The 26,706-nt window shown below is 62.5% G+C and carries 28 protein-coding genes and 1 pseudogene; 10 read left to right on the forward strand and 19 right to left on the reverse strand.

The features are described 5' to 3' along the window. The first annotated feature begins 104 nt into the window (after nucleotides 1-104). Entirely contained in the window at nucleotides 105-833 is a 729-nt protein-coding gene (locus tag ACIPZ8_RS22740) for an SDR family oxidoreductase (RefSeq protein WP_400727838.1), read from the forward strand. Between the two features lie 89 nt (nucleotides 834-922). Here the strand turns inward: ACIPZ8_RS22740 and ACIPZ8_RS22745 are convergent, their stop codons facing one another. The 10 genes and pseudogenes from ACIPZ8_RS22745 to ACIPZ8_RS22790 form a co-directional block, all read right to left on the reverse strand. After that, complete coding sequence (locus ACIPZ8_RS22745) at nucleotides 923-1,435, reverse strand: DUF2878 domain-containing protein (RefSeq protein WP_400727841.1); 513 nt, start codon at nucleotides 1,433-1,435, stop codon at nucleotides 923-925. A gap of 2 nt (nucleotides 1,436-1,437) precedes the next feature. Continuing rightward, nucleotides 1,438-2,697 carry a class I SAM-dependent methyltransferase gene (locus ACIPZ8_RS22750; RefSeq protein ID WP_400727844.1) on the reverse strand — a complete coding sequence of 420 codons (1,260 nt, stop codon included), beginning with the start codon at nucleotides 2,695-2,697 and terminating at the stop codon, nucleotides 1,438-1,440. After that, nucleotides 2,672-3,484, reverse strand: a complete 813-nt coding sequence (locus ACIPZ8_RS22755; protein WP_400727847.1) for a DUF1365 domain-containing protein — start codon at nucleotides 3,482-3,484, stop codon at nucleotides 2,672-2,674. The genes ACIPZ8_RS22750 and ACIPZ8_RS22755 overlap by 26 nt, the downstream gene beginning before the upstream one ends. After that, nucleotides 3,481-4,728: an NAD(P)/FAD-dependent oxidoreductase gene (locus ACIPZ8_RS22760; protein WP_400727850.1), complete on the reverse strand. Its 1,248-nt coding sequence runs from the start codon at nucleotides 4,726-4,728 to the stop codon at nucleotides 3,481-3,483. Before ACIPZ8_RS22760 ends, ACIPZ8_RS22755 begins: the two co-directional genes overlap by 4 nt. Before the next feature lie 3 nt (nucleotides 4,729-4,731). Next, nucleotides 4,732-5,484: an SDR family NAD(P)-dependent oxidoreductase gene (locus ACIPZ8_RS22765; RefSeq protein WP_400727853.1), complete on the reverse strand. Its 753-nt coding sequence runs from the start codon at nucleotides 5,482-5,484 to the stop codon at nucleotides 4,732-4,734. Beyond that, nucleotides 5,481-5,903, reverse strand: a complete 423-nt coding sequence (locus ACIPZ8_RS22770; protein ID WP_400727856.1) for a nuclear transport factor 2 family protein — start codon at nucleotides 5,901-5,903, stop codon at nucleotides 5,481-5,483. The genes ACIPZ8_RS22765 and ACIPZ8_RS22770 overlap by 4 nt, the downstream gene beginning before the upstream one ends. Before the next feature lie 74 nt (nucleotides 5,904-5,977). Beyond that, nucleotides 5,978-6,730: a twin-arginine translocase subunit TatC gene (tatC, locus tag ACIPZ8_RS22775; protein ID WP_400727859.1), complete on the reverse strand. Its 753-nt coding sequence runs from the start codon at nucleotides 6,728-6,730 to the stop codon at nucleotides 5,978-5,980. Nucleotides 6,731-6,732: 2 nt separating this feature from the next. Then, nucleotides 6,733-6,981 (reverse strand): annotated as a pseudogene (gene tatB, locus ACIPZ8_RS22780) (Sec-independent protein translocase protein TatB); the annotation flags it as partial. Between the two features lie 3 nt (nucleotides 6,982-6,984). Continuing rightward, nucleotides 6,985-7,194, reverse strand: coding sequence for a twin-arginine translocase TatA/TatE family subunit (locus tag ACIPZ8_RS22785; RefSeq protein WP_400727862.1), 210 nt, complete (start codon nucleotides 7,192-7,194; stop codon nucleotides 6,985-6,987). 58 nt (nucleotides 7,195-7,252) lie between these two features. Continuing rightward, nucleotides 7,253-8,575 carry an NAD(P)/FAD-dependent oxidoreductase gene (locus ACIPZ8_RS22790; RefSeq protein ID WP_400728113.1) on the reverse strand — a complete coding sequence of 441 codons (1,323 nt, stop codon included), beginning with the start codon at nucleotides 8,573-8,575 and terminating at the stop codon, nucleotides 7,253-7,255. Nucleotides 8,576-8,873: 298 nt separating this feature from the next. On the opposite strand from ACIPZ8_RS22790, the gene ACIPZ8_RS22795 reads away from it, so the two are divergent. Continuing rightward, nucleotides 8,874-9,836 carry a helix-turn-helix domain-containing protein gene (locus ACIPZ8_RS22795; protein WP_400727865.1) on the forward strand — a complete coding sequence of 321 codons (963 nt, stop codon included), beginning with the start codon at nucleotides 8,874-8,876 and terminating at the stop codon, nucleotides 9,834-9,836. On the opposite strand, the gene ACIPZ8_RS22800 is transcribed toward ACIPZ8_RS22795, so the two are convergent. The 3 genes from ACIPZ8_RS22800 to ACIPZ8_RS22810 are packed head-to-tail and all read right to left on the reverse strand — an operon-like array spanning nucleotide 9,812 to nucleotide 12,722. Beyond that, a complete protein-coding gene (locus ACIPZ8_RS22800; protein ID WP_400727868.1) occupies nucleotides 9,812-11,107 on the reverse strand; it encodes an NAD(P)/FAD-dependent oxidoreductase in 1,296 nt (431 codons plus the stop codon). The genes ACIPZ8_RS22795 and ACIPZ8_RS22800 overlap by 25 nt on opposite strands. A gap of 23 nt (nucleotides 11,108-11,130) precedes the next feature. Further along, nucleotides 11,131-11,553 carry a Rid family hydrolase gene (locus tag ACIPZ8_RS22805; protein ID WP_400727871.1) on the reverse strand — a complete coding sequence of 141 codons (423 nt, stop codon included), beginning with the start codon at nucleotides 11,551-11,553 and terminating at the stop codon, nucleotides 11,131-11,133. Nucleotides 11,554-11,582: 29 nt separating this feature from the next. After that, nucleotides 11,583-12,722, reverse strand: a complete 1,140-nt coding sequence (locus tag ACIPZ8_RS22810) for a tyramine oxidase subunit B (RefSeq protein WP_400727874.1) — start codon at nucleotides 12,720-12,722, stop codon at nucleotides 11,583-11,585. 305 nt (nucleotides 12,723-13,027) lie between these two features. On the opposite strand from ACIPZ8_RS22810, the gene ACIPZ8_RS22815 reads away from it, so the two are divergent. After that, nucleotides 13,028-14,236: an MFS transporter gene (locus ACIPZ8_RS22815; protein ID WP_400727877.1), complete on the forward strand. Its 1,209-nt coding sequence runs from the start codon at nucleotides 13,028-13,030 to the stop codon at nucleotides 14,234-14,236. 85 nt (nucleotides 14,237-14,321) lie between these two features. After that, nucleotides 14,322-15,266 (forward strand): ketopantoate reductase family protein, encoded by a 945-nt coding sequence (locus ACIPZ8_RS22820; RefSeq protein WP_400727880.1) that lies wholly within the window; start codon nucleotides 14,322-14,324, stop codon nucleotides 15,264-15,266. On the opposite strand, the gene ACIPZ8_RS22825 is transcribed toward ACIPZ8_RS22820, so the two are convergent. Then, the gene (locus ACIPZ8_RS22825; protein ID WP_400727883.1) at nucleotides 15,233-15,859 is read right to left on the reverse strand and encodes an NIPSNAP family protein; all 627 of its coding nucleotides are present in this window, start codon (nucleotides 15,857-15,859) and stop codon (nucleotides 15,233-15,235) included. The genes ACIPZ8_RS22820 and ACIPZ8_RS22825 overlap by 34 nt on opposite strands. A gap of 269 nt (nucleotides 15,860-16,128) precedes the next feature. Here ACIPZ8_RS22825 and feaR point away from each other — a divergent pair, with 269 nt between their 5' ends. Further along, nucleotides 16,129-17,025 carry a transcriptional regulator FeaR gene (feaR, locus tag ACIPZ8_RS22830; protein WP_400727890.1) on the forward strand — a complete coding sequence of 299 codons (897 nt, stop codon included), beginning with the start codon at nucleotides 16,129-16,131 and terminating at the stop codon, nucleotides 17,023-17,025. Between the two features lie 18 nt (nucleotides 17,026-17,043). Then, the gene (locus ACIPZ8_RS22835) at nucleotides 17,044-17,244 is read left to right on the forward strand and encodes a hypothetical protein (protein ID WP_400727893.1); all 201 of its coding nucleotides are present in this window, start codon (nucleotides 17,044-17,046) and stop codon (nucleotides 17,242-17,244) included. A 21-nt stretch (nucleotides 17,245-17,265) separates the two neighbouring features. Here the strand turns inward: ACIPZ8_RS22835 and ACIPZ8_RS22840 are convergent, their stop codons facing one another. Beyond that, nucleotides 17,266-18,150 carry a LysR substrate-binding domain-containing protein gene (locus ACIPZ8_RS22840; RefSeq protein WP_400727896.1) on the reverse strand — a complete coding sequence of 295 codons (885 nt, stop codon included), beginning with the start codon at nucleotides 18,148-18,150 and terminating at the stop codon, nucleotides 17,266-17,268. 129 nt (nucleotides 18,151-18,279) lie between these two features. On the opposite strand from ACIPZ8_RS22840, the gene ACIPZ8_RS22845 reads away from it, so the two are divergent. Next, complete coding sequence (locus ACIPZ8_RS22845) at nucleotides 18,280-19,035, forward strand: class II aldolase/adducin family protein (RefSeq protein ID WP_400727898.1); 756 nt, start codon at nucleotides 18,280-18,282, stop codon at nucleotides 19,033-19,035. A gap of 315 nt (nucleotides 19,036-19,350) precedes the next feature. Here the strand turns inward: ACIPZ8_RS22845 and ACIPZ8_RS22850 are convergent, their stop codons facing one another. The 4 genes from ACIPZ8_RS22850 to ACIPZ8_RS22865 form a co-directional block, all read right to left on the reverse strand. Continuing rightward, a complete protein-coding gene (locus ACIPZ8_RS22850; protein WP_400728115.1) occupies nucleotides 19,351-19,734 on the reverse strand; it encodes a MerR family transcriptional regulator in 384 nt (127 codons plus the stop codon). 129 nt (nucleotides 19,735-19,863) lie between these two features. After that, entirely contained in the window at nucleotides 19,864-20,442 is a 579-nt protein-coding gene (locus tag ACIPZ8_RS22855) for an NAD(P)H-dependent oxidoreductase (protein WP_400727901.1), read from the reverse strand. Between the two features lie 129 nt (nucleotides 20,443-20,571). Further along, a complete protein-coding gene (locus ACIPZ8_RS22860; protein WP_400727904.1) occupies nucleotides 20,572-21,033 on the reverse strand; it encodes a type II toxin-antitoxin system YhaV family toxin in 462 nt (153 codons plus the stop codon). After that, nucleotides 21,033-21,350, reverse strand: a complete 318-nt coding sequence (locus tag ACIPZ8_RS22865) for a type II toxin-antitoxin system PrlF family antitoxin (RefSeq protein ID WP_400727907.1) — start codon at nucleotides 21,348-21,350, stop codon at nucleotides 21,033-21,035. Before ACIPZ8_RS22865 ends, ACIPZ8_RS22860 begins: the two co-directional genes overlap by 1 nt. Before the next feature lie 353 nt (nucleotides 21,351-21,703). Here ACIPZ8_RS22865 and ACIPZ8_RS22870 point away from each other — a divergent pair, with 353 nt between their 5' ends. The 3 genes from ACIPZ8_RS22870 to ACIPZ8_RS22880 all read left to right on the forward strand — a co-directional run bounded on the left by ACIPZ8_RS22870 (nucleotide 21,704) and on the right by ACIPZ8_RS22880 (nucleotide 26,606). After that, a complete protein-coding gene (locus tag ACIPZ8_RS22870; protein WP_400727910.1) occupies nucleotides 21,704-23,176 on the forward strand; it encodes a DUF262 domain-containing protein in 1,473 nt (490 codons plus the stop codon). Beyond that, entirely contained in the window at nucleotides 23,176-25,134 is a 1,959-nt protein-coding gene (locus ACIPZ8_RS22875; RefSeq protein WP_400727913.1) for a DUF262 domain-containing protein, read from the forward strand. Before ACIPZ8_RS22870 ends, ACIPZ8_RS22875 begins: the two co-directional genes overlap by 1 nt. Nucleotides 25,135-25,349: 215 nt before the next feature. Next, nucleotides 25,350-26,606, forward strand: a complete 1,257-nt coding sequence (locus ACIPZ8_RS22880; RefSeq protein ID WP_400727916.1) for a hypothetical protein — start codon at nucleotides 25,350-25,352, stop codon at nucleotides 26,604-26,606. Nucleotides 26,607-26,706 lie beyond the last annotated feature (100 nt).

Here is a 26,706-nt window from a genome sequence, read left to right on the forward strand (position 1 = left end):
GCCGATGGCAGCCACAAGAATATCCCATTTTTCGGGGTTTTAACCCTTACCTATACTTGCCCTGCGTTTTATCAATAGGCACTTCGAATATCAGGAGTTTCACCATGACTACCCATAAACCCCTGGTCGTGATCACCGGTGCCAGCTCCGGCATTGGCCTGGCCACCGCCAGGCTGCTGTCCCGCCGCGGTCATGCGTTGCTGCTGTTGGCGCGTCGCCTGGAGCCGATGCTGCAGCTGCAACTGCCCAATGCCCTGGCGCTGTCGGTCGACGTGACCGACCGGGCGGCGGTGCTGGCGGCGGTAGGCCAGGCCGAACAGCGTTTCGGCCCGGTGGATGCGATCATCAACAACGCCGGGGTGATGCTGCTGGGCAACATCGCTACCCAGGACCCGGGCGAATGGGACCGCATGCTCGACATCAATGTGCGTGGGCTGCTCAACGGCATCCATGCCGTGGCTGCCGGCATGGTCGCGCGCAAGCACGGCACCATCATCAATGTCAGCTCCGTCGCCGGGCGCAAGACGTTCCCCAATCACGTCGCCTACGTCGGCACCAAGTTTGCCGTCAGCGGCCTGTCCGAGAACCTGCGCGAAGAACTGTCGCCGAGCAATGTGCGGGTGATCACCATCGAGCCGGGCGCCGTGGACACCGAACTGCTGAGCCACACCAGCGATGAGGCCATCAAGGCAGGCTACGACGAGTGGAAGAAAGACATGGGCGGGGTACTGAGCGCCGAGCACATCGCTGAGGTGATCGACTTCGCTTATGGCCAGCCGCAATCTGTCTGCGTGCGCGAGATCGTGGTCTGCGCTACGCGCCAGCAGCAATAACTGCCACCAAGTGTTCGCCGAGAGTTGTGCTGCGCCTGCAAGATCGAGCGCCGCCCGCGCGGCGCTCGATCTCATAGGCGATACACCTCTCAAGGCATGCGCATGGCAGCCCTGACCGGCCCCCCTGCCGCGAACCGCAAGGCCAGCGGCAGTGCCAATGCCCAGACCGGCGCCAGGACCAGCGCGGTCTCCAGTCGCCCCAGTGGCAGCTCGACACCCGCCAGTCGGGCACCAGCCAGGTAGGCCAGCGGGCCACCAAACAGGCCCAGCAGCACCGCAAGCCACGCCGGCTTGCCAAGCCCTGCCAGGCTGTGGCGCATGCCACTGGCCAACACCAGCCACAGCAATGCCAGCCAAAGCGGCAGCGGCCACTGGCTGAAGCTGAATACGCCGAGCATGCCCAGGGTGCTGTCCAGCAGGCAGCCCGCTGTCGCTATCCACAGCAGCACGCGCAGCTCACCGTCTGGGCTCAGGCACAGGTGCAGCAACAGGCCGATCAGCACGATCAGCAGCAACCAGGGCCTGTGCGCTCCCAGTACGCAAAGCCACCAGCCGGCCTGCAGCCACAGCGCATTACCCAGCAGCCAGCCGCGCCGGCCCATGCTCAGGCGCCCGGTAGCGGCGCCCGCCGCGCCTGGGGCCCGGCCCACAGCATCTGGGCCACGCCGATGGTCCGTTCCTCGAAGCCACCCTGGCAATAGCACAGGTAGAACTCCCACAGGCGCTGGAAAGTGTCGTCGTAACCGAGCCTCGCCAGCTCCGCGCGCGAATGGCGCAGGTTGTCGCGCCAATGGCGCAGGGTGCGCGCATAGTCCTGGCCGAAATCCTCCAGGTGCACCAGGTTCAGCGCGGTCTGGCGGCTGGCGGTGTCGAGCAGGACGCTCAGCGAGGGCAGGGCGCCGCCGGGGAAGATGTAGCGCTGGATGAAGTCCACCGAGCGCCGGGCCTGGGCGTAGCGCTGGTCGCGGATGGTGATGGCTTGCAGCAGCATCAGGCCGTCGTCCTTGAGCAGCGCGGCGCACTGGCGAAAGTAGGTGGGCAGGTAGCGATGGCCGACGGCCTCGATCATCTCGATGGACACCAGCTTGTCGAAGTGCCCGCGCAGGTCGCGATAGTCCTCTTGCAGCACGGTGACAAACCGCTCCAGCCCCAGCGCCTTGACTCGCTGCAAGGTGTGGGAGTGCTGCGCGGCGGACAGGGTGGTGGTGGTGACCCGGCAGCCGTGGTGCAAGGCCGCGTGGATGGCCAGGCTGCCCCAGCCGCTGCCGATTTCCAGCAGGTGTTCGCCGGGCTTGAGCTCGAGCCTCTGGCAGATCTGCCGGAGCTTGTTCGACTGGGCCTGCTCCAGGCTCTGTTCGGCGCTGTCGAAGCGCGCGGCGGAATACATCATGGTCGGATCGAGCAGCCGCTCGAACAGCGCATTGCCCAGGTCGTAGTGAGCCAGGATGTTGCGCCGTGCACCCCGCCGACTGTTGCGGTTGAAGCGGTGCAGCAGGCGCAGGGCCGGGCGTGCCAGGCGGGCCAGGCCGCCTTCCATGGCGTCCAGCACGTCGAGGTTGGCGACGAACAGCCGGGTCACCGCGGCCAGGTCCGGGCTGCGCCAGTAGCCATGGATGTAGCCTTCGCCCGCGCCGATCGAGCCATTGCCGGCCACCAGGCCCCAGGCGGCGTCGTCGACAATCTCCACTTCCGCGTACAGCGGGCTGGCGACGTCGCCGAAGGTCCATTGCCGGTCCTGGCTGATCAGGTGCAGACGGCCACGGCTCAACTGACGCAGCTGCGCCAGCACCGCACGCCGCGCCAGGCCGCCGAGCAGCGGCGCGATGCCTGCCGATTTGCTAACGCTCAAGGTCGGTTCGGACATGGTCGGGTTCCTCGCGGATGGCTTGGCCAAGCGCCAGGTCGTGCTGGCTGGCGGTGTGGTCGTGCACGGGGGTGCGTTTGAGCAGCAGGCGCAGGGCCTGCCAGTAGATGCTGCTGACGGTGCGCAGGCTCATCCAGGGAAAGGCCAGGAGGTGCCGCTGCAGGCTGGCGCGGTCGAGCGGCTGGCGTTGCACGGCGAGGTCCGCGGCGAACACCAGATGCCCGGCGCGCCAGTTCTCCATGTGCACGCGCACGCGTTGCCCATCGACGGCGAAGCGCAGCCGGTAGTCCATGTCCATTGGCATGAACGGCGAGACGTGGAAGGCCTTGGCCACGGCAAATGGCCGGGCCAGGTCGCCTTGCACCGGCAGCACGTAGTGAAAGCGTTCGCGCCAGGGCGTGTTGCGCACCTCCAGCAGCACGGCCGCGACCTGGCCTTGGCGGTCGTGGCAGAAGTAGATGCTCACCGGGTTGAACGACAACCCCCAGCAGCGCGGTTGTGTCAGCAGGTGCACGGCACCTTCGGGCACCTGCCCGGTGGCCTGGCCAACCAGCAGGCGGGCAGCGTCGATCAACGGCATGCCCCGGCGAGTCAACGCGGGCAGGTAGTCGGTTTCGCGCCAGCACAGTGGCGCCAGGCGCGAGCGCCCGAGCCAGCGGGACAGCGCCAGCAGGCGGGGCAGTTCGTCCAGGTCGAGGTAGAACAGGCCGATGCGGTAGCGGAATGCGTGGGGCCTGGGCGTCAGGCGCCGGTGGCTCAGCCAGCCGTGGCACAGGCTGCTGTTCACAGCTGCTCTCCAAAGTGCCGGGCGACGTTCAGCGCACTGAGCACGCCGTCTTCGTGAAAGCCGTTGGCCCAGTAGGCACCGCAGTAGTAGCTGTGCAGCGGGCCCTGCAATTCGCCTTGGCGGGCCTGGGCGGCGACGGCGGCGAGGCTGTACTGTGGATGCGCGTACTCGAAGCGGGCGAGTATCTGCGTCGGGTCCACCAGCGCGGTCTGGTTGAGGCTGACGCAGAAAGTGACCGGCGCCTCGATGCCCTGCAAGATGTTCATCGCGTAGGTGAGCGCAGCGGGGGCCTGCTCGCTGCCACCGAGGCGGTAGTTCCAGCTGGCCCAGGCCCTGCGTCGGCGCGGTAGCAGGCGGGTGTCGGTGTGCAGCACCACGTCGTTGCTGGCGTAGCGGATGGCGCCGAGGATCTCCCGTTCCGCCTCGCTGGGGCCATCCAGCAGCGACAGGGCCTGGTCGCTGTGACAAGCGAATACCACCTTGTCAAAGCGTTCGCTGCCACCCGTCCAGGTCACAGTCACGCCTTCATCGTCGCGGCTCACCTGTTGCACCGGGCAGTTCAGGCGAATGCGTTCGGCAAAGGGCCGGCACAGTGGCGCAAGGTAGCTGCGTGAGCCACCCTCGATCACCCGCCATTGCGGGCGCTGGTTGACCGACAGCAGGCCGTGGTTGCGGCAGAACCGCACGAAGAACTGCAGTGGGAAGTGGAGCATGTCGGCCCGCGACATCGACCAGATCGCCGAACCCATGGGCACGATGTAGTGCTCGATGAAGCGTTGACCGTAGTGGTTATCGCGCAAGTAATCGCCGAGGGTGGTCGCACCATCGATACGTTGCTGGTCGAGGTCGGCCACTGACTGGCGGTTGAAACGCAACACATCGCGCAGCATGCCCCAGAAGCCTGGCGACAACAGGTTGCGACGCTGGGCAAACAGGCTGCGCAGGTTGTGCCCGTTGTACTCGAACCCAGTTCGCGGGTCGTGCACCGAAAAGCTCATCTCGGTAATCCGCGAGGCCACGCCCAGGTGTTGCAGCAGGCGGATGAAGTGCGGGTAGGTCCAGTCGTTGAAGACGATGAAGCCGCTGTCTACGGCAAAGTGCTGGCCGCGCCAGTGGACATCGACGGTATGGGTGTGCCCGCCGACCCGGTCTGCCGCTTCGAACAGCGTGACGGCATGCCGGCGTGACAGCAGGTGGGCGCAGGTGAGGCCGGCGATGCCGCTGCCGATGATGGCAATGTCCATGGCTCAGTCCTGGGGTTGGCGCGCCAGGCGCTTGCCCAGCTTGAGGCGCCAGCGTGCCGGTAGTGCGCCGAGCAGGCGCAGCAACAGGGTGAAGCTGGCGGGGAAGGTGATCTCCAGCGGGCGACGTGGCAGGCGTGCGGCAATGTATTTGGCGGCGCGCTCGGCGCTCCACAGCTGAGGCATGGGAAAGTCGTTGCGGCGCGTCAGCGGGGTATCGACGAAGCCGGGGCTGACCAGGGTGACATCAATGCCCTCGCTGGCCAGGTCCAGGCGCAGCGACTCGACCAGGTAGCGCAGCGCGGCCTTGGACGCGCCATAGGCACCGGCCCGTGGCAGGGCGAACCAGCTGACCGAACTGCCCATCACCACCAGGTGCGGGCGTTGGCCGCGACGCAGCAAGGGCAGGGCGGCGGCCAGGCAATGGCTGGTGCCGATCAGGTTGGTGTGGATGACCCGCTCGACCAGCGCCGGGTCGAACTGGCCTGGCTCCAGGTACTCGCAGGTGCCGGCATTCAGGATCACCAGGTCCAGCGAACCCCAGGCCTGCTCGATCTGCGCGGCGATGCGTGACACCTGCTCAGGCTGGTCGACATCGCCGACGGCCAGCAGCACTTGACCCGCAAAGCGTGTGGCCAGGTCTGCCAGACGCTCTGCCTGGCGAGCCCCAAGCGCTACCTGGTGGCCTTGCTCCAGCAGGTGCTGCGCCAGTTGCGCGCCGATGCCGCTGCTGGCACCGGTGAGCCAGCAGCGGCTCATGCCAGCCTGCCCTTGAGCCAGCGAATCGCCCGGCCCATGACGGGAACATGTTCGTACAGCAAGGCGCCGGCGTCGAAGTAGTCGTGGTGAAAGTAGACCCGGCCGCGCCAGCGCAAATGGCTGCAGCCCTGCAGGCTGATCGGTTGGCCGCCGGCCAGGCGCGGGTGGCGATAGTGCAAGGTCCAGCGGATATAGCCGTGGCCCGGTTGTGGCTCGTCAAGGTCCTCGAAGGTGTAGCGGACCTCGGCAACGTTGGCGTACAGCTGCGCGAAATAGGCACGCAAGGCGGTGAGCCCACTGACGTGATGGAGCGGGTCGCGAAAGCTGACATCTTCGCTGTACAAGTCGCCGAGCAGGTCGAGATTGCGCGGACCCAGCGTGGCAAAGCGTTCGGTGAAATGCTGCAGGTAGGTGGACATGCACAATACCTGTACAAAAAGGAATATCTGTACAAGGTATAGTGCAGGTCAGCGGGGAAATCTATACAGCAAAATTATTTTGTACAAATATTCTGAGGCTGCTTGCGGACCAGGCCGCCACACAGCACGCCTATCTCGAACAGCAGCCACATGGGCACGGCGAGCAGCGTCTGCGAGAAGATGTCCGGCGGGGTGAGGATCATGCCGACCACGAAGCAGCCGATGATCACGTACGGGCGGACCTTCTTCAGGTACTTCACGTCGACCACGCCGATCCACACCAGCAGCACCACGGCCACCGGGATCTCGAAGGCAACGCCGAAGGCGAAGAACAGGGTCATGACGAAATCGAGGTAGGCGGTGATGTCGGTCATCATCGCCACGCCTTCCGGCGTGGCTTTGGCGAAGAAGCTGAACATCAGTGGGAACACCAGGAAGTAGGCGAAAGCCATGCCGGCGTAGAACAGCAGGATGCTCGACACCAGCAGCGGAATGGCGATGCGCTTTTCATGGCGGTACAGTCCGGGTGCGATGAAGCCCCAGATCTGCTGAAGGATGAACGGGATCGCCAGGAACAGCGAAACGATCATGGTCAGCTTGAACGGCGTGAGGAACGGCGAGGCCACGTCGGTGGCGATCATCGTCGCGTTGGCCGGCATATGGTCGCGCAACGGCGCCGAGACCAGGGTGTAGATCTGCTGGGCGAAGGAGAACAGCCCGGCAAAGATCAGGAAGATGACCGCCACGCAGCGCAGCAGGCGGGTACGCAGTTCGGTCAGGTGCGAAACCAGCGGCATGGGCTGGTCGTGTTCGATTCTTTCGCTCATGGGGCTCGCGGCGGTTGAGGCGGTTCGGGCGTGGCAAGCGGATGCAGGCTATGCGTGTTGTGCGGCGGGTGATGGATGTCGCTGGCAGCGATCTCGCGTTCGACTTCGTGTTTGATCGCATTGAAGCTGCGCTTCAGTCGCCCGATCCACAGCCCCGCAGTACGCGCGGCACCGGGCAGGCGCTCGGGGCCGAGCACCAGCAAGGCCACCAGGCCGACCAGCAGCAGCTCGCTGAAACTGATACCGAACATGCTTCAGACGTTCTGCTGCGGCTGCGCGCTGCTTTGTTGCTGCGGCGCGGGTATCGGTGCGGCCGGCGTTTTCTCTTCATCGCTCATGGCCTTGCGAAAGCCCTTGATCGATTCGCCCAGGTCGCCGCCAAGGTTCTTCAGCTTCTTGGTGCCGAAGACCAGGACCACGACGGCCAGCAGGACGATCCAGTGTTTCCAGTCAAAAATGCCCATGGTGTTCTCTATTGTCAGGGTGGGGAGAGGCTGGCGCGCGAAGCGCCAGCCTGCCGGGTCAGGCTTCCAGGCCAGCCTTGGCCTGGCCGGTGCGCAGGGTGAAGTTGACGCCCATCGATAGCACGGGCTGTGGCGGGTTCCAGTTAGGCTTCGGTGCGCTCAGCAGGAACTCGGTCAGCGGCTCCATCTTGCCCGCCAGCATGTTCGCCAGGAGGGTGCCGGTGGCGGTGCCGCGCACGGTGCCCAGGCCGTTGCAGGCCAGTGCGCCATACACGTTCTCGCGCAGTTCGCCGAAGAAGCCGGCGCCGTTGCGGGTCATGCCCAGGCCACCGCCCCAGGTGTGCTCGAACGGCACCTCGGTGAGGGTCGGGAAGCGGCGCTCGAACGACAGGCGGTGGGAAGCACGCACCTTGTCGGTGTAGCCATCCTTGGAGCGGCCGTCAGGGTTGAAGCTGAAGCTGTTGCGCACCAGGATGCGGTTGTCGTGGGTACGACGCAGGGTCGAGCCGAACGGGTCGGCCGGGATCACGCCCCAGAACTCCTGGCCACCGATGCTGGCCTGTTCGGCCGGGGTCAGCGGGCGAGTCAGGCTGCCGTAGGTGAAGATCGGCAGCATGCGGTTCTGCAGGAAACCGAAATGCTGGCCGAAGTGGTTGTTGCCGAGGATCAGCTTGCCGGCGGTGATGCGCCCGGTCGGGTGATGCAGCACGATCTTCTGACCGTAATCGACAGCGGTGATCACCGTGTCTTCATACAGCGTGACGTTCTCCGGCAGGCTGTCGGCCAGGCCTTTGACCAGTGCCGAAGGCTGAACCAGCATGGTGCCCGGGGTGTACAGCGCCTTGCGGTAGAACGAGGTACCGATGTGGTCCTTCAGTTCGTTGCCTTCGATCAGCTCGACCTTTTCGCCCAGGGCTTCCAGGCCGCCACGGTAGGCATTGAGCACCGCGATGCCCTTGTCCTCGATGGCTGCCTGGTATTTGCCGGAGTGGCGCAGGTGGGCGTCGACGATGTTGTGCTGCTCGACCAGGTCGCGAAGGATGCCCTGGCCGCGCTGGTTCAGGTGCAGGATGTTCTTGGCGTTGGTCTTGTCGCCGATGTAGTCCGGCGCGCCGATGTCGTGGGGCACGTCGATCAGGAAGCCGGCGTTGCGGCCCGAGGTGCCGAAGCCGACCTGCTGTGCTTCCACCAGGATCACCTTGTCCTGAGGGAAGTTCAGGGCCAGCTGGCGTGCAGCGGCAAGGCCGGTGAAGCCGCCACCGATCACCACCCATGGCGCCTGGTCATCACCGATCAGCGGGGCTTTGGGCTGGCGCACGCGGCTGGTGTGGAACCAGCCTGGGGACGAATCGTCACGTGGCAGGGCATCGACGCGCACCAGTGAGGCCGGGTCGGCCGGGATTCCGTCATTGAGCAGTGCGGTTGCGCCACCTGCTGCGACAACACCTGCGCCGACGCCGGCGCCAATAAGTACTTTCCTGCGGGTAACTGCCATTTACATCCATTCCAGTCAAAGGTGATTGCGGCAAATCTTTGAAGCGCATTGATTCTTAATTGGAGAATACAATGTGTATACAGATTGTATGGTTGAACTCTAGGGTGCGTCAATCTGACTCTGCGACCGAGTGGCCCATTCCTTGCTTCCGTAGGGCGCATGCAATCGAGGTAACAGTCACGCCATGCACGCCCAACGCCACCGCTTCAACGACGTCAACACCCATGCCAGCGCGATCCTCGGCTGGCAGCAGACCTACGACCAGATCAGCGCTGGCAGTGCACACACCGAGCTCACGCACCTCACTGCCGAGCGCTTTCAGATTTTTCGTGAATGCCTGGACAAGCGTGTGGTCCAGCATGGGGTAGCGCCGGCGCGGCGGTTTTGCCTGGCGCTACCCGCTGGCAGCGCGCGTGCCGGGGTGTTTCAGGGCAGCAGCGTCGGTAGCGCGGATGTCACGCTTCTTCACAGTGGCCAGGAGTTTTTTGTCCATGCGCCCGAAGGCATGGACCTGCTGGCGGTCAGTGTCGATGCCGATCGTCTGGAACGATTGGCCGAACGCGAGTTCAGCGCCCAGGAACTGCGGGCGTTGAACAGGGCCACCCGCTTGAACGTCAGCCCGGCCTTCCTGGGCGCGATACGCACGCAGTTGCAGGGGTTGATCAACGCGGCTGTGCAGGGCGAAGCACTGGTGGAAGCGCAGCTCGAAGACTTGCTGCTGGAATGCATGCTGGTGCTGCTGGAGCACATCAGCCAGGGCGGCGTGGCGCGTGCGGGTAATGTGGCGGTCAGCGCCTACCTGGTGCGGCAGGCGCACCAGATGGCCCTGGATTGCCTGGACGAGCCGTTGTCGGTGTTGCAAATCTGCGAGCGCCTGGATGTCAGCCGCAGCACCTTGCAGCGCAGTTTCCTCGGGGTTACCGGCCTGAGCCCGGTCGAGTACCTGCGTGCGGTGCGCCTGAATGCCGTGCGCCAACGGCTGCAGTGCACCGCCGCCGAGCAGTTCACCGTTGCCCGGGTGGCCAGCGACCTGGGCTTTACCCACCTCGGGCATTTCTCCGGCGCCTACCGCGCGCTGTTCGGTGAACTGCCTTCACACACCGCTCGCCAGGACAGCGTCGTTCAGGCAAAGCGTTCCAGGCGGTAAGGCGTAGGGTCGACCAGCGGGGTGCTGCCATCGACCAGGTCCGCCGCCAGTTGCCCGGCCGCGGGCGAGGTACCGAAGCCGTGACCGGAGAAACCGGTCGCCAGCACCATCCCCGGTAGTTGCCGAACCGGCCCGATCACTGGCAGTGAGTCGGGTGTCACGTCAATGGTGCCGGCCCACGCCTGCTCGATACGCGCTTCCTTGAACACCGGCCAGGCGGCCCTGAGGTTGTTCAGCGCCTCCTGGTTCAAGGCCGGGTTGGCGGCCGGGTCCTGGGTACGAATGCGCTCGAACGGGGAGACTGAGGTGGGCGACCAGCGCCGTGCCAGTGCCAGGTCCTTGAAAAACGGCTTGCCGAACGACACCCGCAGCAACCCCCGCTGGGCGCGAAACTGCGGCAGGTAGCGGCGCCCAAGCAAGGCATGATCGAGGGTCAGGTGGGCATCGAGGGCACCCCGTTGGGTGATGATGAAACCGCCGCCGATATGCTTGCGGAACGAGAAATCCGGGCCGCCCACCGCGATGTCGGTCGGGCCTTCCATGGCCGCCGTGCGCAGTACCGAGCAGTTCAGCGGCAAGGTCGGCAAGGCCACCCCGTGGTTGCCCAGCAGGCGCCGCGACCACAAGCCGCCGGCCAGCAGCACCTGCTCGCAGCGGATTTCGCCGTGTTCGGTCACCACGCCGTCGATACGCCCGGCGGCGGTGGTCACACTGCGCACGGCGCAATGCTCGACAATCACTGCGCCACGGGCCATGGCCGCCTGGGCGATGGCACTGCTGGCCAGGGTTGGCTCGGCACGGCCGTCGCTTTCGGTGAAGATGCCTCCGGCCCAGGTGGCTTGCCCCCCAGGCACGCGCTGGGCGATTTCGGCATTGCTCAGCAGTCGCGAACCGACCGGCAGGCCTTCCACCGACTTCAGCCAGGCTTCATGCATCGCCATTTGCCCGGGCTCGCGGGCGGCGAACAGGATGCCCGCCTGCCGGTAGCCGAGCTCTTGCCCGACCCGGGTGGGCATTTGCGCCCACAACCGGTCTGCGGCCAGGGCCAGGGGCAGGTCCTCGCGATGGCGGCTGGTCTTGCGCACCCAGCCGAGGTTGCGCGATGACTGCTCGCCGGCGATGCGGCCCTTCTCCAGCACCACCACCGGGATGTTGCGCTCGGCGAGGGTCAGGGCAGCGGTCAGGCCGACGATGCCGCCGCCGATGATGACCACGGTGGTGGCGCTGGGTGGCGTGTTTGCGCAGTGCACCGGCGCGATGACAGGGGACATGGACGGTTCTCCTCGAAGTCGGGCTAGCGCGACAGGTCGATCAGCTGGGTGGTGGCACGGGAGGCACCGCGGTAGGCGGTGACCTCCAGCTCCACCCGGTAGACGGTCGAGCCCAGGGGCGGGCAGGTGACCGTGCTGGCCGGGTCGATGCCGCGAAATACTTCGCCGACGATGGTCATCACGCTGGCGACATCCTCAGGCCTCTGGATGAACACCCGCGAGCAGACCACGTCGGCCAGGGTCGCATCCACGGCTTTAAGCGCCGCTTCGATGTTGGCGAACACCTGGCGGGTCTGGGCCTCGAGGTCCTCGGGGATTTCGCCGGTCGCCGGGTTACGCCCGGCGGTGTTTGAAACGAAGATCCAGTCGTCCACGGCCACCAGGCGCGAATAGCTGCCCAGGGTCTCGTACTTCGATCCGGTCTTGAGTTTGGTGATTTGCAGCATGGCATTGTCCTTATGGTTGGAGGGATGAATCAGCTCAGGGCCGGGCTTTCCCACAGGTTGAGGCGCACGCCGACGCCGCGCTCCAGCGCCTGGCGATACACCACCGTGCCCCAGGCCACATCCTCGACCGGCATGCCGCCCACCGACATGATGATGATCTCCTCGTCGTTGCTGCGGCCGGGGGCAACGCCGGCGACGATCTTGCCGATGTCTTCCAGTTGCTCGGCCGGCAGGCTGCCTTCGGCGATCATGTCCATGAAGCGCACGCCCACCAGCGGCACATGGTTGTGCGCGGGTTTCGGCAGCTCCTCGAACCAGGCCTCGTAGAGGCCGGTGTTATCGACCACCTTGCGCACGTCGGCCTGCTCCATGCCGGCGTCGATGCTGCAGCCGGCCGGCATGGCCAGGAACGCACCGGGCTTGACCCATTCGCGCAAGACCCGCGGATAGGTGGACGGGTCACCGGTTTCGCCGGAGGTGCAGTAGGTCACCAGGTCCGACCCCCGCACCACTGCCTCGATGCTGTCCACCACCTCGATGGTGGTGATCTGCGGATAGGTCTCGCGCACCCAGCTGATGAAATCGTCCAGGCTCTTCTGGCCGCGGCCCTTGAGCTTGAGTGTGTCGACCTGCGGGCACACGGCCATGAACGCGGCCACGGTAGTCTTGCCCATCACGCCGGGGCCCAGCAGGCCGATCACCCGCGAGTCGCGGCGGGCCAGGTGGCGTGCGCCGACGCCGGGGATGGCGCCGGTGCGGTAGGCCGACAGCAGGTTGGCCGACATGTGCGCCAGGGGGGCGCCGGTGTCCGGGTCATTGAGGGTGAACATCAGGATCGATCGCGGCAGGCCCTTTTCGCGGTTGGCGATGTTCGAGCCGTACCATTTGACCCCTGCGGTGCAGAAGTCGCCGCCCAGGTAGGCAGGCATGGCCATCATGCGGCGGTCGGCCGTGGGCTTGGGCATGTTGGGGAAGGGCGAATCCTTGGGGAAGGTGATCATCGCACCGTGGGAGTCGCTGTTCGGCCCGGCCATGCGGTAGTCGCCGTGGTGGAGCAGGGCGAACATCTGCTCCATGGTGTTCACGCAGGCCAGCATGTCGGTGACGCCGGCGCGGATCATGTCCTGCTCGGACAGGTAGAGAAAGTCGATTCTTGTAGTTGTAGTCATGGCTCATCTCGGGGCGGAGGAAGAGGGCCGCTAGCGAAGGCTGCTGCCGACGGCGCCGATGTTAGGAATACGCCAGGGCTTGCGGCTATCCCGAATTGGTCAGGAATGACGGGGTACCTGCAGCCATGGTGAACCGCGCGCTCTAGCCTGCGGTTTAGCGGGTTTTCAGCGGCGTTCGGGGCGCTTCGGCGCTGGCAGCCACGGCCAAAAGCGCGGCAACGGGATACATGCCGGGTACCTTCGGGCATTGCACACTGTGGCAGTCACAGGGCACCCGCTCAGCACAATCAATTCAGGATCGACGCATGAGAACAACAACATCCAATCCGATTGACAAAACCTCCGTGTATATCTGCGCCGGCCTGGTTTCCGCCGGCGGGGCCCTGCTGCTCAACGTGCTGCCGGTGCTGTTCGGCGCGCTGGCCGAGCAGTTCGGTTATGGCGAACAGCAACTGGGCAGTCTGGCCATGGCCATGAACCTCGGTTTCGGGGTGCTCGGCCTGGCCTCGCTGCTGTGGATCCAGCGCCTGAGCTGGCGGGTGATTTCCACCCTGTCTTCGCTGCTGGTGGCGGCTGCGCTGGCCGGTATGCTGGGCAACCCTACGTACGAGACGCTGATGCTGCTGATGGCCTTGGCAGGGGCCGGCACCGGTGCGCTGTATGCCCTGGCGATGACCATTTTCGGCGACAGTGCGCAACCTGAGCGGGCCTTCGGCTTCAAGCTGGGCATGGAGACCGTGCCCGGCGCCTTGCTGCTGATCGTGTTGCCGGTCGCGGTGGCACCGCTGTGGGGCTTCCAGGGCATGCTGGTGACGCTGGTCATCAGCATGCTGCTGATGGGTGTGGTCCCCTTGCCATGGGTGCCGAGCCGCAGCGCGCGGCAGCTCGAGGCGCGCGCGGGTGGGGCGCCGGTGTGCCGGCAGAGCCGCACCATTGCCTGGCTGAGCCTGCTCGCCAGCCTGGTGTTCCTGACGGGCATCATGTCGGTGTGGGCATTCCTCGAACTGATGGGCAAGAAGAGCGGCCTGTCTTCGGACACCATCGGTTCGGTGCTGGCGCTGGGCTTCATCATCAATGCCGGCGGCGGTTTCATTGCCTCGTCGGTCGGCCTGAAGGCCGGGCGCTTCCTGCCGGTGGCGGTGATCATCGCGGCCGAGGTGGCGGGCCTGGTGCTGTTGGCACAGTTCGACTCGCTGACCACCTACGTGGCCGGGGTGATGTGCTTCTTGTTCTCGATCAGCTTTGTGCTGGCCTATACCTTCGGCGTGATGGCCGAGTTCGACCTGTCGGGCCGGTTGGTGGCCCTGGGGGCACTGTGCCTGTCGGTCGGTGCGGCGGTGGGGCCGGCGGTCGGTGGCCTGTTGATCGAAACCTACGGCTACACCGCAGTGCTGCTGTTCTCCGGTGCCTGCTCGATCAGCGTGCTGGCGATCTACGGTGCTGCCGTGCTGCGTTCGCAGCAGGCGGGCAAACGCGAGCCGATGGGCGACGCGGTGACCTTGCCGAAGCTGTAAGGGGAGCCGCTGATTCAGATGAGGCTCGCCGGGGATGACCCGGCGAGCTTTTTTCATGGCGCAGACAACGAGGACGAAAGCCATCATGAAGATTGCAGTGATCGGGGCAGGGGCAATGGGCAGTCTGTTTGCCGCCAGGTTGATCGATGCCGGCGCCGAGGTGACCCTGGTGGATGTCGATGAGCGGCTGCTCGACGCCCTGCGGGCCGATGGCCTGCGCCTGGAGGACGAACAGGGAACGCGGCTTTACTGGCCTCGGGTGGCACGCGCCGAACAGTTGCAGGGCGAGGTCGATGCCTTGCTGATGTTGACCAAGAGTCATCACACCCGTAAGGCCATCCAGGCGTGCCGGCACCTGCTTGGCCAGCATTCCCTGGTGCTGACGTTGCAGAACGGCCTGGACAGCGTGCCGGTACTGCGCGAGTACGTGGCTGACCCTTGCCTGGCGATCGGCATGACACTCTACCCGGCCGATGTGCTGGCACCCGGCAGCGTACGCAGCTGCGGCGGTGGCGAGGTGCGCGTGCGCGGGCTGCTGCCGGGGCTGGATTACCCCGGCCCGTTGCAGGCGCTGATCGATGGCTTGCGCCGTGGCGGCATGTGCTGCATCGAAGACCCGGATATCGAGGTGAGCATCTGGGAAAAGGTCGCCTTCAATACGGCCCTGAACTCGCTGTGTGCCCTGACGGGCGCGCGCGTGGGCGAGCTTGGGCGTTGCGCACGTGGCCGCGAGCGGGCGTTGGCACTGGTCGCCGAGGCGGGCGCGATTGCCGCGTCGGTGGGCGTGGCGCTGGACCCGCAACGGGTTGTGCAGGCGGTGGAGGAGGCGTTCGTCGTGCACGCCGGGCACAAGCCCTCCATGCTCCAGGACCTCGAGCATGGCCGGCGCATGGAGATCGACGCGCTGTCCGGCGCGTTGCTTACCCATGCCCGGCGCCAGGGCGTGCGAGCCCCGGCGATGGCCGCCATCGACCGGCTGTTGCGCCGGGTGGAGTGTCAGCGCAGCGGTGAAAAGGCCGCGGGCAGATAGACCACCGAGTTCATCTTCTGCAGTTGCGGGGCGGAATTTTCCGGCGGCCATACCCCGTCGCCGACGGCGCGGGTGCGTACCTCCAGGCGTTGCTCCAGGCTGGCGTAGGGCCAGATGTGCAGGTAACGCGGCAGCCGGCCATTGGTGGCGTAGAACGCGGCATACACCGGCGAATACGGCTCGCCCGTGCGCGGCCCGACCGCCTTGCGCCAGCCGGCCAGGGTCGGTGCCAGGCCCGAGCTGACCAGGTCGTACTCGCGCAGCTCGTAGAACGGCCCATGCTTGCCCGGGGCCAGTGGCTCGAGAAAGGGGAACAGGCGGTAGTCGTCCATGTGCTGCTCGAGCACGAACTCACCGATACCGAAGGCGTCGCTGGCCAGCAGCACACGCTCGCGTTCGGCCGCCTGGACCTCGACGCTGGTGAAGCGGCGCAGTACCGCTAGGGTGTTCTGCGGACCGATCTCGGACACCCAGCAGCCGATCAGCTCGACGCCTTCGATGGCGGCCTGCAAGGCCTCCTGCAGGCGCGGCAGGGCCTGGCCGGGTGTGCGCACGCGCAAGGTGAAGCGCAGCAGTTCGTAGTGGTTGGACATCAAGCGTGACTCCTGGATAAAAGGCCCGGACCTACCTCGCACGGCAACGCCCGGGCAAAACGGTAGGGCACGCTAAAGGGCAGCAGGCCGGGCGCTCAATGACAGGGGAGATCAATGTTGTTGCGCTATCCGCAACGACTTCCCGGTCTGAGATCACCATGGGCAATCTGGCGCGGTATGTGCTTGCGCTTCGTGCATCTGTCTTTTTGTTACCCAGAATCACGTGAATATTGCACTAATATGGCGCGTGCTCCCGATAGAGGTGGTTCATGAACGGTCAAGCGATGTCTGTCTGGAACGAGCGTGTCCACGCGGTATGCGGGCGCTTCGAAACCCGCTACGACCAGTGCCAGAGCCTTTTCATCGGCGATTTGCGCCCCTCGCTGCTGGGCACCACGCAAGTCGCCCACATCCGTAGCAATGCCCATGTGATCGCCCGTTCGGAACGCGAGGCAGGGCGTGACGGTGATTCACATTGTTTCCTTGTGTTACAGCAGCAAGGGGAAATGTCCATCGAGCTGGGTGACCGGGTGATGGAACTGCGCGAAGGTGACATGGCACTGCTGGATTCGGCGCAGGCGATGAAGATGATCCCCCGCGGGCTGTTCTCCCACGTGTCCATCCATGTGCCCCGTGAGCGCCTGAAAAATCTGGACGCCAGCCGTTTCGGCAAGCTGTCCACCGCCGGCGCGTGCGGGCAGCTGCTGGCGACGATGGTGCGCCAGGTGGCCGAAGGGGAACTCGAACAGTGGGCCTGCGCGGAGGACGGTGACGGGCTGCAGGCCGCATTGGTGGGCTTGCTCGGTTCGGTGCTGGAATACCGGGCGCGTGACAGTTCGCCCGGCCTGCACCTGCACGAAGTGCAGTCGCTGATCCAGCAGCGCCTGGACTCGCCGCGCCTGACGCCGGTTGCCCTGGCCGACGAGCTGGGTATTTCCAGTCGCCAGCTGTATCGCCTGTTCGAAGCCAGTGGCGACAGCGTCTGCCGCTACATCCTGCGCGAGCGGCTGCTCAAGGCCGCCCAGGACTTGCGCAACCCTGCCTATGGCCATCGTTCGATCACCGACATCGGCACCCGCTGGGGCTTCGCTGATTCCGCGCATTTCTCCAAGACCTTCAAGAAGCAGCTGGGCGTGACACCGCGCAGCTATCGCGGTCGTTCGTAGCGTTTCACCGTCGCCTCGATGGCGCGCGCCCTCGCCCATGACGACCACATCGACAAGCGCAGCCTGGTCAGCCGGTTGTTCGGCGGCAGGGATGTCGACAGCGAGCAGTTCGGCGGGCGGCTGAGCAACAGCCTGGCGCAACTGAGTGGCTCGGCAGCGCCCCTGATCGTGTTCGCAGGCCCCGCTACCTTGTGGGTGTGGCGCGGCAAAGCTGCTTGATGACGCCGAAAACAGCTGAAGCTAGGTCGTGTGAGCGAGCGTTTCGACCAGCCATTCACTGAACGCCTTGACGATGGGGCGCTCCGCCTTGGCCGGATGGCAGACCAGAAAATACGAACGGTTAGCCCGTGTGCTGATCTCGAACGGGCTCACCAGCAGGCCACGTCTCAGTGCGTCGCTGCTGAGGAGGTTGTCGCCCATCGCGATGCCCTGACCTGCCAGGCAGGCGGCCAGTGCACAAGGGGCGTCAGAGAACAAGACGCCGGCTGAGGAATCGACGTTGTTGCGGCCTGCTGCCCCCAGCCATATCCGCCAATCCGTGTAGTCGTTCATGTGCAGCAGCGTGTAGTTCGACAGGTCATCGAATTGCCGAAGACCGCCGTTGGCATAGAGCAGCTGAGGGCTCAACACCGGAAAATAATGCAGGTCCATCAGCGGCATTACCTGCATGCCCGGCCAATCACCGGTGCCGTAGGAAATGAAGATATCCGCATCGCTCGAGCTGGTATCGGCCGGCGTGCGTGGCGAGACCAGGTGCAATTGAACCTGAGGGTAGAGCGTCATGAACGCGTTGATGTGCTGGCACAACCAGGCGCTGGCAAAACCGGTGTTGCAACTGACGCACAGGCGCCCCGCGATCTGTTGCCCAGGCGGGCCTGCAGCGGCCAGTTGTACGCGCTCAAGGATCTGCTGCACCTCGCGGGCGTACAGCTCCCCTCGAAACGTCAGCCGGACGCCTCGGCCAATGCGTTCAGTCAGGGCGAACCCCAGCTGTTCCTCAAGCGTGCTGATACGGTGACTGACCGCGCTTCGTGTGAGGCTGAGTTCGTCAGCTGCGGTTGAGATGCTTCCGAGTCGTGCCACCGCATCCAGTGCACGCAGCGCCGTCATTGATGGGAAGTGCATAGGGCCCCGCATCGGGTGGAAAAAGGCAATTGGTGAAACTAACACTACATTACCGGCGAAATTAATTCGATTGTTGCATGTTCTGATTCACCGATACTGAGCTGACATCAATACTCTGGAGCGAAATACATGACCCCAACCGAACAGAGGCTGCGCGAGGAGCTGGCCGCCTGCTACCGGCTGATCGCGCATTTCCGCATGACCGACTTGATCTTTACCCACATCTCGGTGCGCATACCGGGCCCTGAGCATCATTTCCTGATCAATCCATACGGGCTGATGTTCGATGAAATCACCGCCTCCAATCTGGTCAGGATCGACCTGGATGGCGCGCCAGTCGGCGATACGCCTTACGCCGTCAACCCGGCCGGTTTTGTCATCCACAGTGCCATTCACCGTGCGCGTCACGATCTTCAATGCGTGCTGCACACCCATACGCGTGCCGGCTGCGCAGTTGCCGCGCTGGAGTGCGGTTTACTGCCGGTGAACCAGATATCCATGGAGTTCTACGGCAAGGTCGCCTATCACCACTATGAAGGGATTGCCCTGGACCTCGATGAGCAACAACGCCTGGTCGCAGACCTGCAAGACAAGAACGTGATGATCTTGCGCAACCATGGCCTGCTGACTGGCGGAGGCAGCGTGGCCGAAGCGTTCATCAGGATGTACTACCTGGAAAAAGCCTGCGAGATACAGCTCGCGGCCCAGCAGGCGGGTCCGTTGCTGCTGCCGAACCATGAAATTTGCGCCCATACCGAGCGACAGTTCAATGAGCCGCAGCGCGAGCTCAAAGCAGGCGAGTTGACCGATCCGGATGCCACTACCTTGGCCTGGAACGCCTTGCTGCGCATGCTGGACCGTATCGCTCCCGACTATCGCAACTGAGTCGGAGGTTCCCAGGGTGGGCCATTGGCAGATCTCTAGTCGCCCGCAAGATAATCAAGGTCCGGCTGATGACTCACAAGTGAACGGGCACAGGCAAAGAAGTGAACGATGAAGGCTATCGATACTGAGCATGCCACCACGCAGTGCGCGGTCAGCGGAGCGCGCTTACAGGCTATCGGGGTCGCCTTCGACATCAAGACTCCGCGTGGCGCGCAGACCACTGAAACCGTGCAAATTCCTCGAACGTCTGGGCCAGCTCATGGCGCTGTCATCCAGCGCCTTCATGACCATTTTCTTGATCACGGCGGTGCGGATTCACCGGGCTTTTTCCGGGAGCTCGAACTGGCATTGCATCTGAGCATCCTTGAGGCTCAGCTCAAACTCAATCAAGCTGTCATGCACTTGTTGCAAGGCCTGGATCTGCCCCATCAATTCCTGTTTCTTGTTATCGATGGCCTGCTTGGCCAGATCCCAGGGCAACTCCTGGCCGCGATGATCCTGCAGAATGGCCCGCATTTCCTTGAGCTTGAAACCGAGTTGCTGAGCGCATTTGATGAAGGTCAGCAGCTCGACACTCTGCTGGCTGTAGATGCGGTATTTGCCTTCGCGTTGCGGGGGTGGCAACAGGCCGATTGCTTCGTAATGACGAATGCTTTTGACGGTGGTGCCCGACAGCTGGGCGGCCTTGCCGATGTACATGAAAATCCCTTTTTTTGACGCATCAGAAGCGAAAAGACGTCGCGCGTTCGTACAGGCGCGCGGCATCTTTACACAAGCGTGAGGGGGCGGGAAGCCGGGTTGGACAGGGGGAGGGCCAGCCGTGGGCGATCAGCGGCTGGCGATCGCCTGGACTTGTTTGAGCCAGGCGTCACGCTGTTCCGGCTTGGAGCCCAATACCGGACCGAAGGTCAGGGTTTTCAGGGGTTTTATGCCACAGAACTCCAGGGTGGTCTTGCGCATTTGGTGCAGGCCCGGCATTCGATACACCCAGCGGTAGTACCACGGCGGCGTGTCCATGGTTACCAAAAGGTGAGCTGTGCGGCCCTTGAGCAGCTTGTCCGGGAAGGGCGAGCCCTTGCGGTACTTGAAGGCAAAACCGGGCAGAAACACGCGGTCGAAGAACCCCTTGAGCAACGCCGGAATGCCGCCCCACCAAATCGGGTACACCACTGCCAGGTGTTCGGCCCAGCTGATGTCGTTCTGAGCGTTGATCAAATCGGGCTCAAGCAACTGGATCTGGTTATAGCCAGCGTGCAAGACCGGATCGAAATCCAGGGTGCCCAGACGCAGCAGCCGCACCTGATGGCCTGCTTGCGTGGCAGCCTCGACGTAACGTTCGGTCACGGCGCCGCAAAAGCTGTTGCTCGAAGGATGTCCGAGGATTACGAGCATGCGTTTGCTCTTCATGACGAACTCCAGATAATGAAGTGCCAAGGGTAAAGTCTGCCCCTAACGGTAGAGTCAAGCCTTGCCGGCTACCGGTAGAGTCAACAATCCAGCAGTGCTCGGGTGTAGCTCGGCAAACAGTCGCGCAGCTTATGCTTTGGGCTCGTCCCAGTCGCTACGCGTTGCAGTAATCAGCGCATCCCAGTCATCAGGAGGGTTGCCGCGGCCCAGCATCTTCTCGAATACGGCGTAGGGATCGGATTTGCTGCCTGCGGACCGTAGGGTATTTTCGTCGTTGACCCATGCATAGACGATGACCTTGGATCTTGAGTCGTAGCGAAAGAACAGCCGAAAGCGCCTACCGATCTTTGCCCGCCGCCAATGTCGGTAGGCGGTGCCCAGCGTGTTGCCTTGGCGGAACTCATCACGGCCCGGGTCAGCAGGCACAGCCTCCATGATCAGATGGCTCAATGCCCGAAACAGCTTCACGTTGGCGTTGCTTTCAAAACCTTGCGGGTCGTTCAGCTCGGCCCGGGCGGCGGCTTCTTGCAATTTGCGTAGCTGTAAAGTCACACCTTCATGGAACAACAGTGTCCAGCCATGTCGCAGCATCAGATTGAGACCTCACCGTCGATCTCTTCGTCCAGGTTAACGGAGTGGTTTGCGTTGGCGAGCATGGTTTGCGCCAAGTCTGCCGGCAGGGTGGTGAGGTTGCGTCCGTTTCGGACATCAGCCTCCAGCAAACCCAGGAATGCACCGATGGCAGGGTCTTCGTGGATGGCGTCTACGCGGCTGACCACGATTTCGCCGCCGCGTACGTCGAATGCAATCTTGCCTCCAGTGTCTATGCCCAAAAGCTGGCGAACGGATTTGGGCAGTGTGATCTGTCCCTTCGAGGTTAGCGTTGCGATTTCATGGATGGCAGGCATGGGCGTTCTCCCGGATGTATTGATCGGATGGTAAGGAATAATCCTTACACGGTCAATATTGGTTCGACGCTGATCAAGCATAAGCAGGGTGAAGGCTCAGAAGTTTGGCAGGACGAGTTGCTCCAATTCCCGGGGCACGAACTGAAAACGCTCTTGAACCGTAGACCAAGGGCCGTATCGCTCAGGCATTTCTCGCCAAATCGCGCATGGACTCTGTTACGACCCGCTGCGGAACTGGACTGCGCAGCTGCTCTGACAACTCTTTCGAATGAAATGGCCTTATGCCATTATCACGTCCTTTGATTGTTTTCTCCGGGGACACCGGCCGCCGGACACAGTACAAGGACTGTCATATGAACCAAGTCGTGAGTGAGCGGCCGCTAGCCCTGCAGTTGCCATTGGACGTGGAGGGCATCGCTGTCGCTTCCACTAGCCTTGATAATGTGTTCAACGGCAAGCGCATCCCCTCCAGCGACGGTGGGGTCATCTTCGGCCGGCTGCATCTGCCGGAGTATCAGCGGCCATACCGCTGGAGCGAGGAGCAACTGGGGCGGCTGCTCGACGACTTACGCAACTTCTTTGGCAGCGATGCGCCGGCCCATGATTTTTACCTGGGTAGCATCATCTTGCACCAAGAAGGGGGCGACGGGCGCCAGCGCGGTCTGCTCAACATCATCGACGGACAGCAGCGAATCACCAGCCTGGCCTTGTTGCATTACCTTCAGCACGGCGAGAAGGGCGCGCCTGAGTTGAAGTTCAACGCGCCGGAGAGCCATCGACGCATCCAGTTGAATCTTCGCTGGCTGGAGCAGCAACGCCTGCCGCGAATCGACTTCACCCGTATCAACGTGACCCTGGTCGTGACTCGACGTGAAGACGACGCCTACCGTTTCTTCGAAACCCAAAACACCTCGGGCGTTCGCCTGAGCGGTGCCGACATCGTCAAGGCCTATCACCTGCGGAGTGTTGCCGCCGCAATGCAAGACGATTACGCCCGGACTTGGGAGTCGCTCGGCGACCTCAAACCGTTGGTCGCGGCCTTCATGAAGTCTCGGCACTGGCAAAGTTTGCGCTGGCGCAACGTCGCCAGCGATCGGGATCCGCTACTGGAGCGCAAGCAGATCGTCACTGAGCTTGCCGAACGCACGCTCCCCGGCACCGGCGATATCGCTTATCGGTCTCTGCAAATTCACCGCGATGCCTGGGGCAAGGAAACACAGATCGTCCAGCCGGGTTATGCCATGCGCCAGCCGCTGGGCACCGGGGTCAATACCATGCGTGTTGTGACCTATTTCCAAGACTTGCACAAGACCTTGCTCGAGGTCGACAAGACGGCCAAGAAACCCACGTTCTCCTACTACTACAAACGCTTGGTCCATGACGCGTGCGGCAGTGTGTTTCTCAGCCGTGCTTTTGATTGTGCGTTGCTGATGTACGCCAGTCAGTTCGGCACTTCCCGTTTGCTTGAAGCCAGCCTGTGGATGTTCCGGATGATCTTCTCCTATCGCCTGATCAAGGGCGTCAGCGTTCGCGAAGATGGCGTGCAGGCGCATCTCAGGGATAACGCGGTGCTGGACTGGATCGCCAGTGCCCACACCCACGAAGAGTTGTTGAATTACTTACGTGCCTACACCTATACGGTCAGCGCTGAGCAACTGGATAAGAACAGTATCAAGAAACGCTTCGTGGAGTCGGTAGACTCGACGCTCAATCTGCATCTGCCCTGGCCTGATCCGCAGCGGGTGGCTGGTGAATATGACGCGCAGTTGCGCATTGCCATCGAACGCGCCAGCAGCGATAAACGCGCCTGCCAAGGAGGTGAATAATGAGCGCCCAAGTCCAGTCTCATGTCCAATCTGCTGCCACTCTGTGCGCGCAGGGGATTTCGTTGGCCATTCCCTGCTACCAGCGCCCCTATGTCTGGCCCGGCGATGCCGTGGAGGAACTGCTTGAGCAGATCATCCAGGCCAGCGAGCCGGGCACGGACGGCCAGCCGATGCAGGCCCATTACTTCATCGGGACGGTGCTGAGCAGCGTTATGCCATCCAACGCCAATCCTGCCGCAAGCATGACTTACGAACTCATCGATGGTCAGCAGCGAATGACCACATTGATGATCCTGGCGCTCGCCTTCTGTGCTTTGAAATCCGGCTCGCCGCTACGATCGCTGGTGGTGCTGGGCAATGTTCCGCGCCTCACCTTCAATATCCGCGACGAAGTCCAGGCACGGTTGAGTGCCTGGGCGGGCTTGACCGAGGAAAAGTCGCTGGACAAGGAGGATGCTGCCAATCCTTATCTGGTGCATCTGAGCGCCGCGCGCAAGGTTGCCAGTGATCGCCTCAAACTGTTGCGCGTCACGGGAGGTGAGCAGGCCTTGGAACGGGTGGGCTTCTACCTGTTCAACCGGGTAACGTGGGTCAACAACGTCATGCCGGCTGGCATGGACCTGAACAAGCTGTTCGCCACGCTCAACACCAGCGGCGTCCAGCTTGAGCAGACGGATATCCTCAAGGCCCGCTTGATGTCGCGGATCAAACATCATCGCACCACCTATGAAGGGATCTGGCAGGCCTGTGAGGACATGGGCAACTACTTCGAAAGGAACCTGCGTGATGTCTTCGCCGATGTCCGCTGGAACCTGGTGGGCATCAATGACCTGCTGAACCACGCCTTCGATATCTTCTCCCTGAATCGTCCTGCTGCCGGTTACACCAGAGGCCGGTCTATCGACGAAATCTCGTCGATGAGAACCCTGGCCGAGCAGGTGGACGAAACCGAGGACAAGGATGAGGCGCGCTATCAATCAATCGTCAGTTTTGGCCTGTTGCTGATGCACGCCTACCGGATCTACCGCCACGCACAGGGGTATAGAGACATCGGTTCTCGTGTAAACGACGGTAATCTTAACGCCTGCTTCTCGCGTTTTGCTGAAACTGCCAGCGCAGCGCAAGCCAAGGCATTCATGGAGTGTCTGTGGAGCGTGCGCTTCCAGTTCGACCGTTGGGTGGTCAAGTGGGTGCGCCTGGGCGAGGACGATGAGCGAACCTTGCGCCTGAGTTCGCTCAACCCACGCAGGCGCGCCATTTCGGAATGGCGCACGCATCTCGAGACGTCCGACTTGAGTCAGTTGCAAAGCGTGCGCTACCTCACCGGCGAGCGCAGCGCTCAGTATTGGTTGACCCCGTTCTTGGGCAAGCTGATCGAAACGCCCGGCATGGGCGAACAGCAGGTATTGAAGCTGTTGGAAAGCATCGATAACCAGCTTTCTCTTACGGAAATGACTCAGAAGGAGGCGAGTTATCAACTACTCTCCAGCGACACCGCCGAACCCTTGCCAATTAAGGACAAGATCGCCTATCTGAAGGAGCACCACGGCACGAGCTTCGAGCACTACTGGTTCCAGAAGTTGGAATACATTCTTTGGCGGGAGCGGCGCTCGTTCGATTGGTTGCATACGGGACGACTGCACGCTTACCGGATCACATCGAAGAACTCGATCGAGCATGTGCACCCTCAAAATGAAGAGTTCGGCAGTACACTGGACGACCATCTACTGCACGGCTTTGGCAATCTGGTACTGCTCAGCCCGGGAGAGAACTCGTCGTATAGCAACCTGGCGGTGATCAAGAAGCAGGCGGCCTTCCGCGCCAAACCGAAGTACGAGTCCTTGAAACTAGCCCACATGTTCCATGTACTGGGCAATGGAGACGACTGGGGTCACACTCAGATCAATGACCATGTTGACGCGATGCTGGCACTGATAGAAGCGCACTACCGCGGCTGAGCCCGAAGTAGCGGATGCTGCTAACGATGATGTTCTTGAGGGTTGCAGACGGATGCAGCGCAACGACCCATGAGTGGAGTTCAGCGACAGACTCTCAGGGGGCGCCAAAAAATATTTTGACTAGGCACACCAGGCGATTTTCCATGGAGGGGGAGTGATTTTAATACGCCTTTATCGCGATGGTCCAAATGGGAACTCTAGGGAGGAGTGGGTTGATGGTGAAGGAATACACTGAGTATGAAGTCCAGCGGGCATTGCATTACGTGTGTTCTGCAAATAACCCAGAGGATGCGTTGGCGCGCTTTCGGGAGGAAATCGAACTGCTCGGCGACTGGCGCATCATGTATGCGGCAGCTGAGTCGGGTGGGCCGTTTAGCTTGGTGCGGAAGCAGTTCTCCAAGAAAGGGTTTGTTTCGACCATGTTGCGCGGCAACTCCGTCTGGATTCTGGACAAAGCCTTTGTCTTGTCCAAGACACAAGTGAAATACACATTGGGCGGCTCGCTTTATTTGGATTCGAATGCGGCCAGTTACATTCGAAAACTGTCATATGCAGAGCGCATTTCTCCTGAACTCGATGCAGTGCGTGCTGATCTGCATCGGACGTTTTCCGTAGATGACCTTGTAAGATTGAATTCTTACATCTATCTGTGTGAGGCGCAGAAAAAATGGTCGCCTGAAACCCGCCAGTTCTGCAAAGAAACGATTGCCGCAGTGCACGCACTGTCGCTTGATAATGCCCCACTGAGTGATGGTTGGGGAGAGCGATATCGCAGCCTTTACCAAGAACAAGCCGAGGCATTCGCCGAGGATTGGATTGAAGGATTTTCGCGTAGCTTGGAGGGCGGTTTGGGCGTCGCCTTGGCTCAGCAAGCCGCTGCTGCGGAGTGCATGATTTTGCGGGCCAAGATTTTAGAAAGCAGCGTCAAGGCATCACCGGAAGCGAAGATGGAGGCGTTGCTTAACTTCATGCACGATGAGTTGCAAATCTTCATGCTACGCGAACTGATTGTTTGCGCCGATATCCTCTTTCACACAAAAAAAACGACGCTTTCGAAGAAATTGAATTCGGTCTTGGACAAGGAAGATCCTCTTCGGATCATCAATAACTGCGCCTGGGATTTGTACATGCTCAGAATCATGGAGTCGCTGTCAAATCCTAAAGACTTAAAGGGTGTAGATTTCTGCCTGGATCGATTGATCACCTTTGATCAGGATCTCGCGGATGTCATTTGTCTGACTGAGTTGCGCGCAGTGGCGGTTCATCTCGGTTCACATCGTGCATACCCATTCTTTAATAATGAGTTGACCGGCTGGCTGGCGGGGTTGATCGGGCACAAGCGGATGGTGGCTTTTTCTGAAAGCTTGCAGGAAGAAGCCTTTAAGAAACGAGCGGATCAAAGAAGCTTGGATAATGTACAGAGAATTCTAGCGGAAGATCGGCGTCGCTTACTGCAACTGGCAAAACGATAAGTGATGGTTTGACTGGCGCTGGCTTAACTATCGTGTGATTCCTGGCGCAGGTAAATAGGCCCAGGATTAAGTGTGGCGGAGCCAGTGGTGATCACTTATT

It is taken from the genome of Pseudomonas sp. NPDC089422 (assembly GCF_044749405.1).
In the GTDB taxonomy this organism is placed as follows: domain Bacteria; phylum Pseudomonadota; class Gammaproteobacteria; order Pseudomonadales; family Pseudomonadaceae; genus Aquipseudomonas.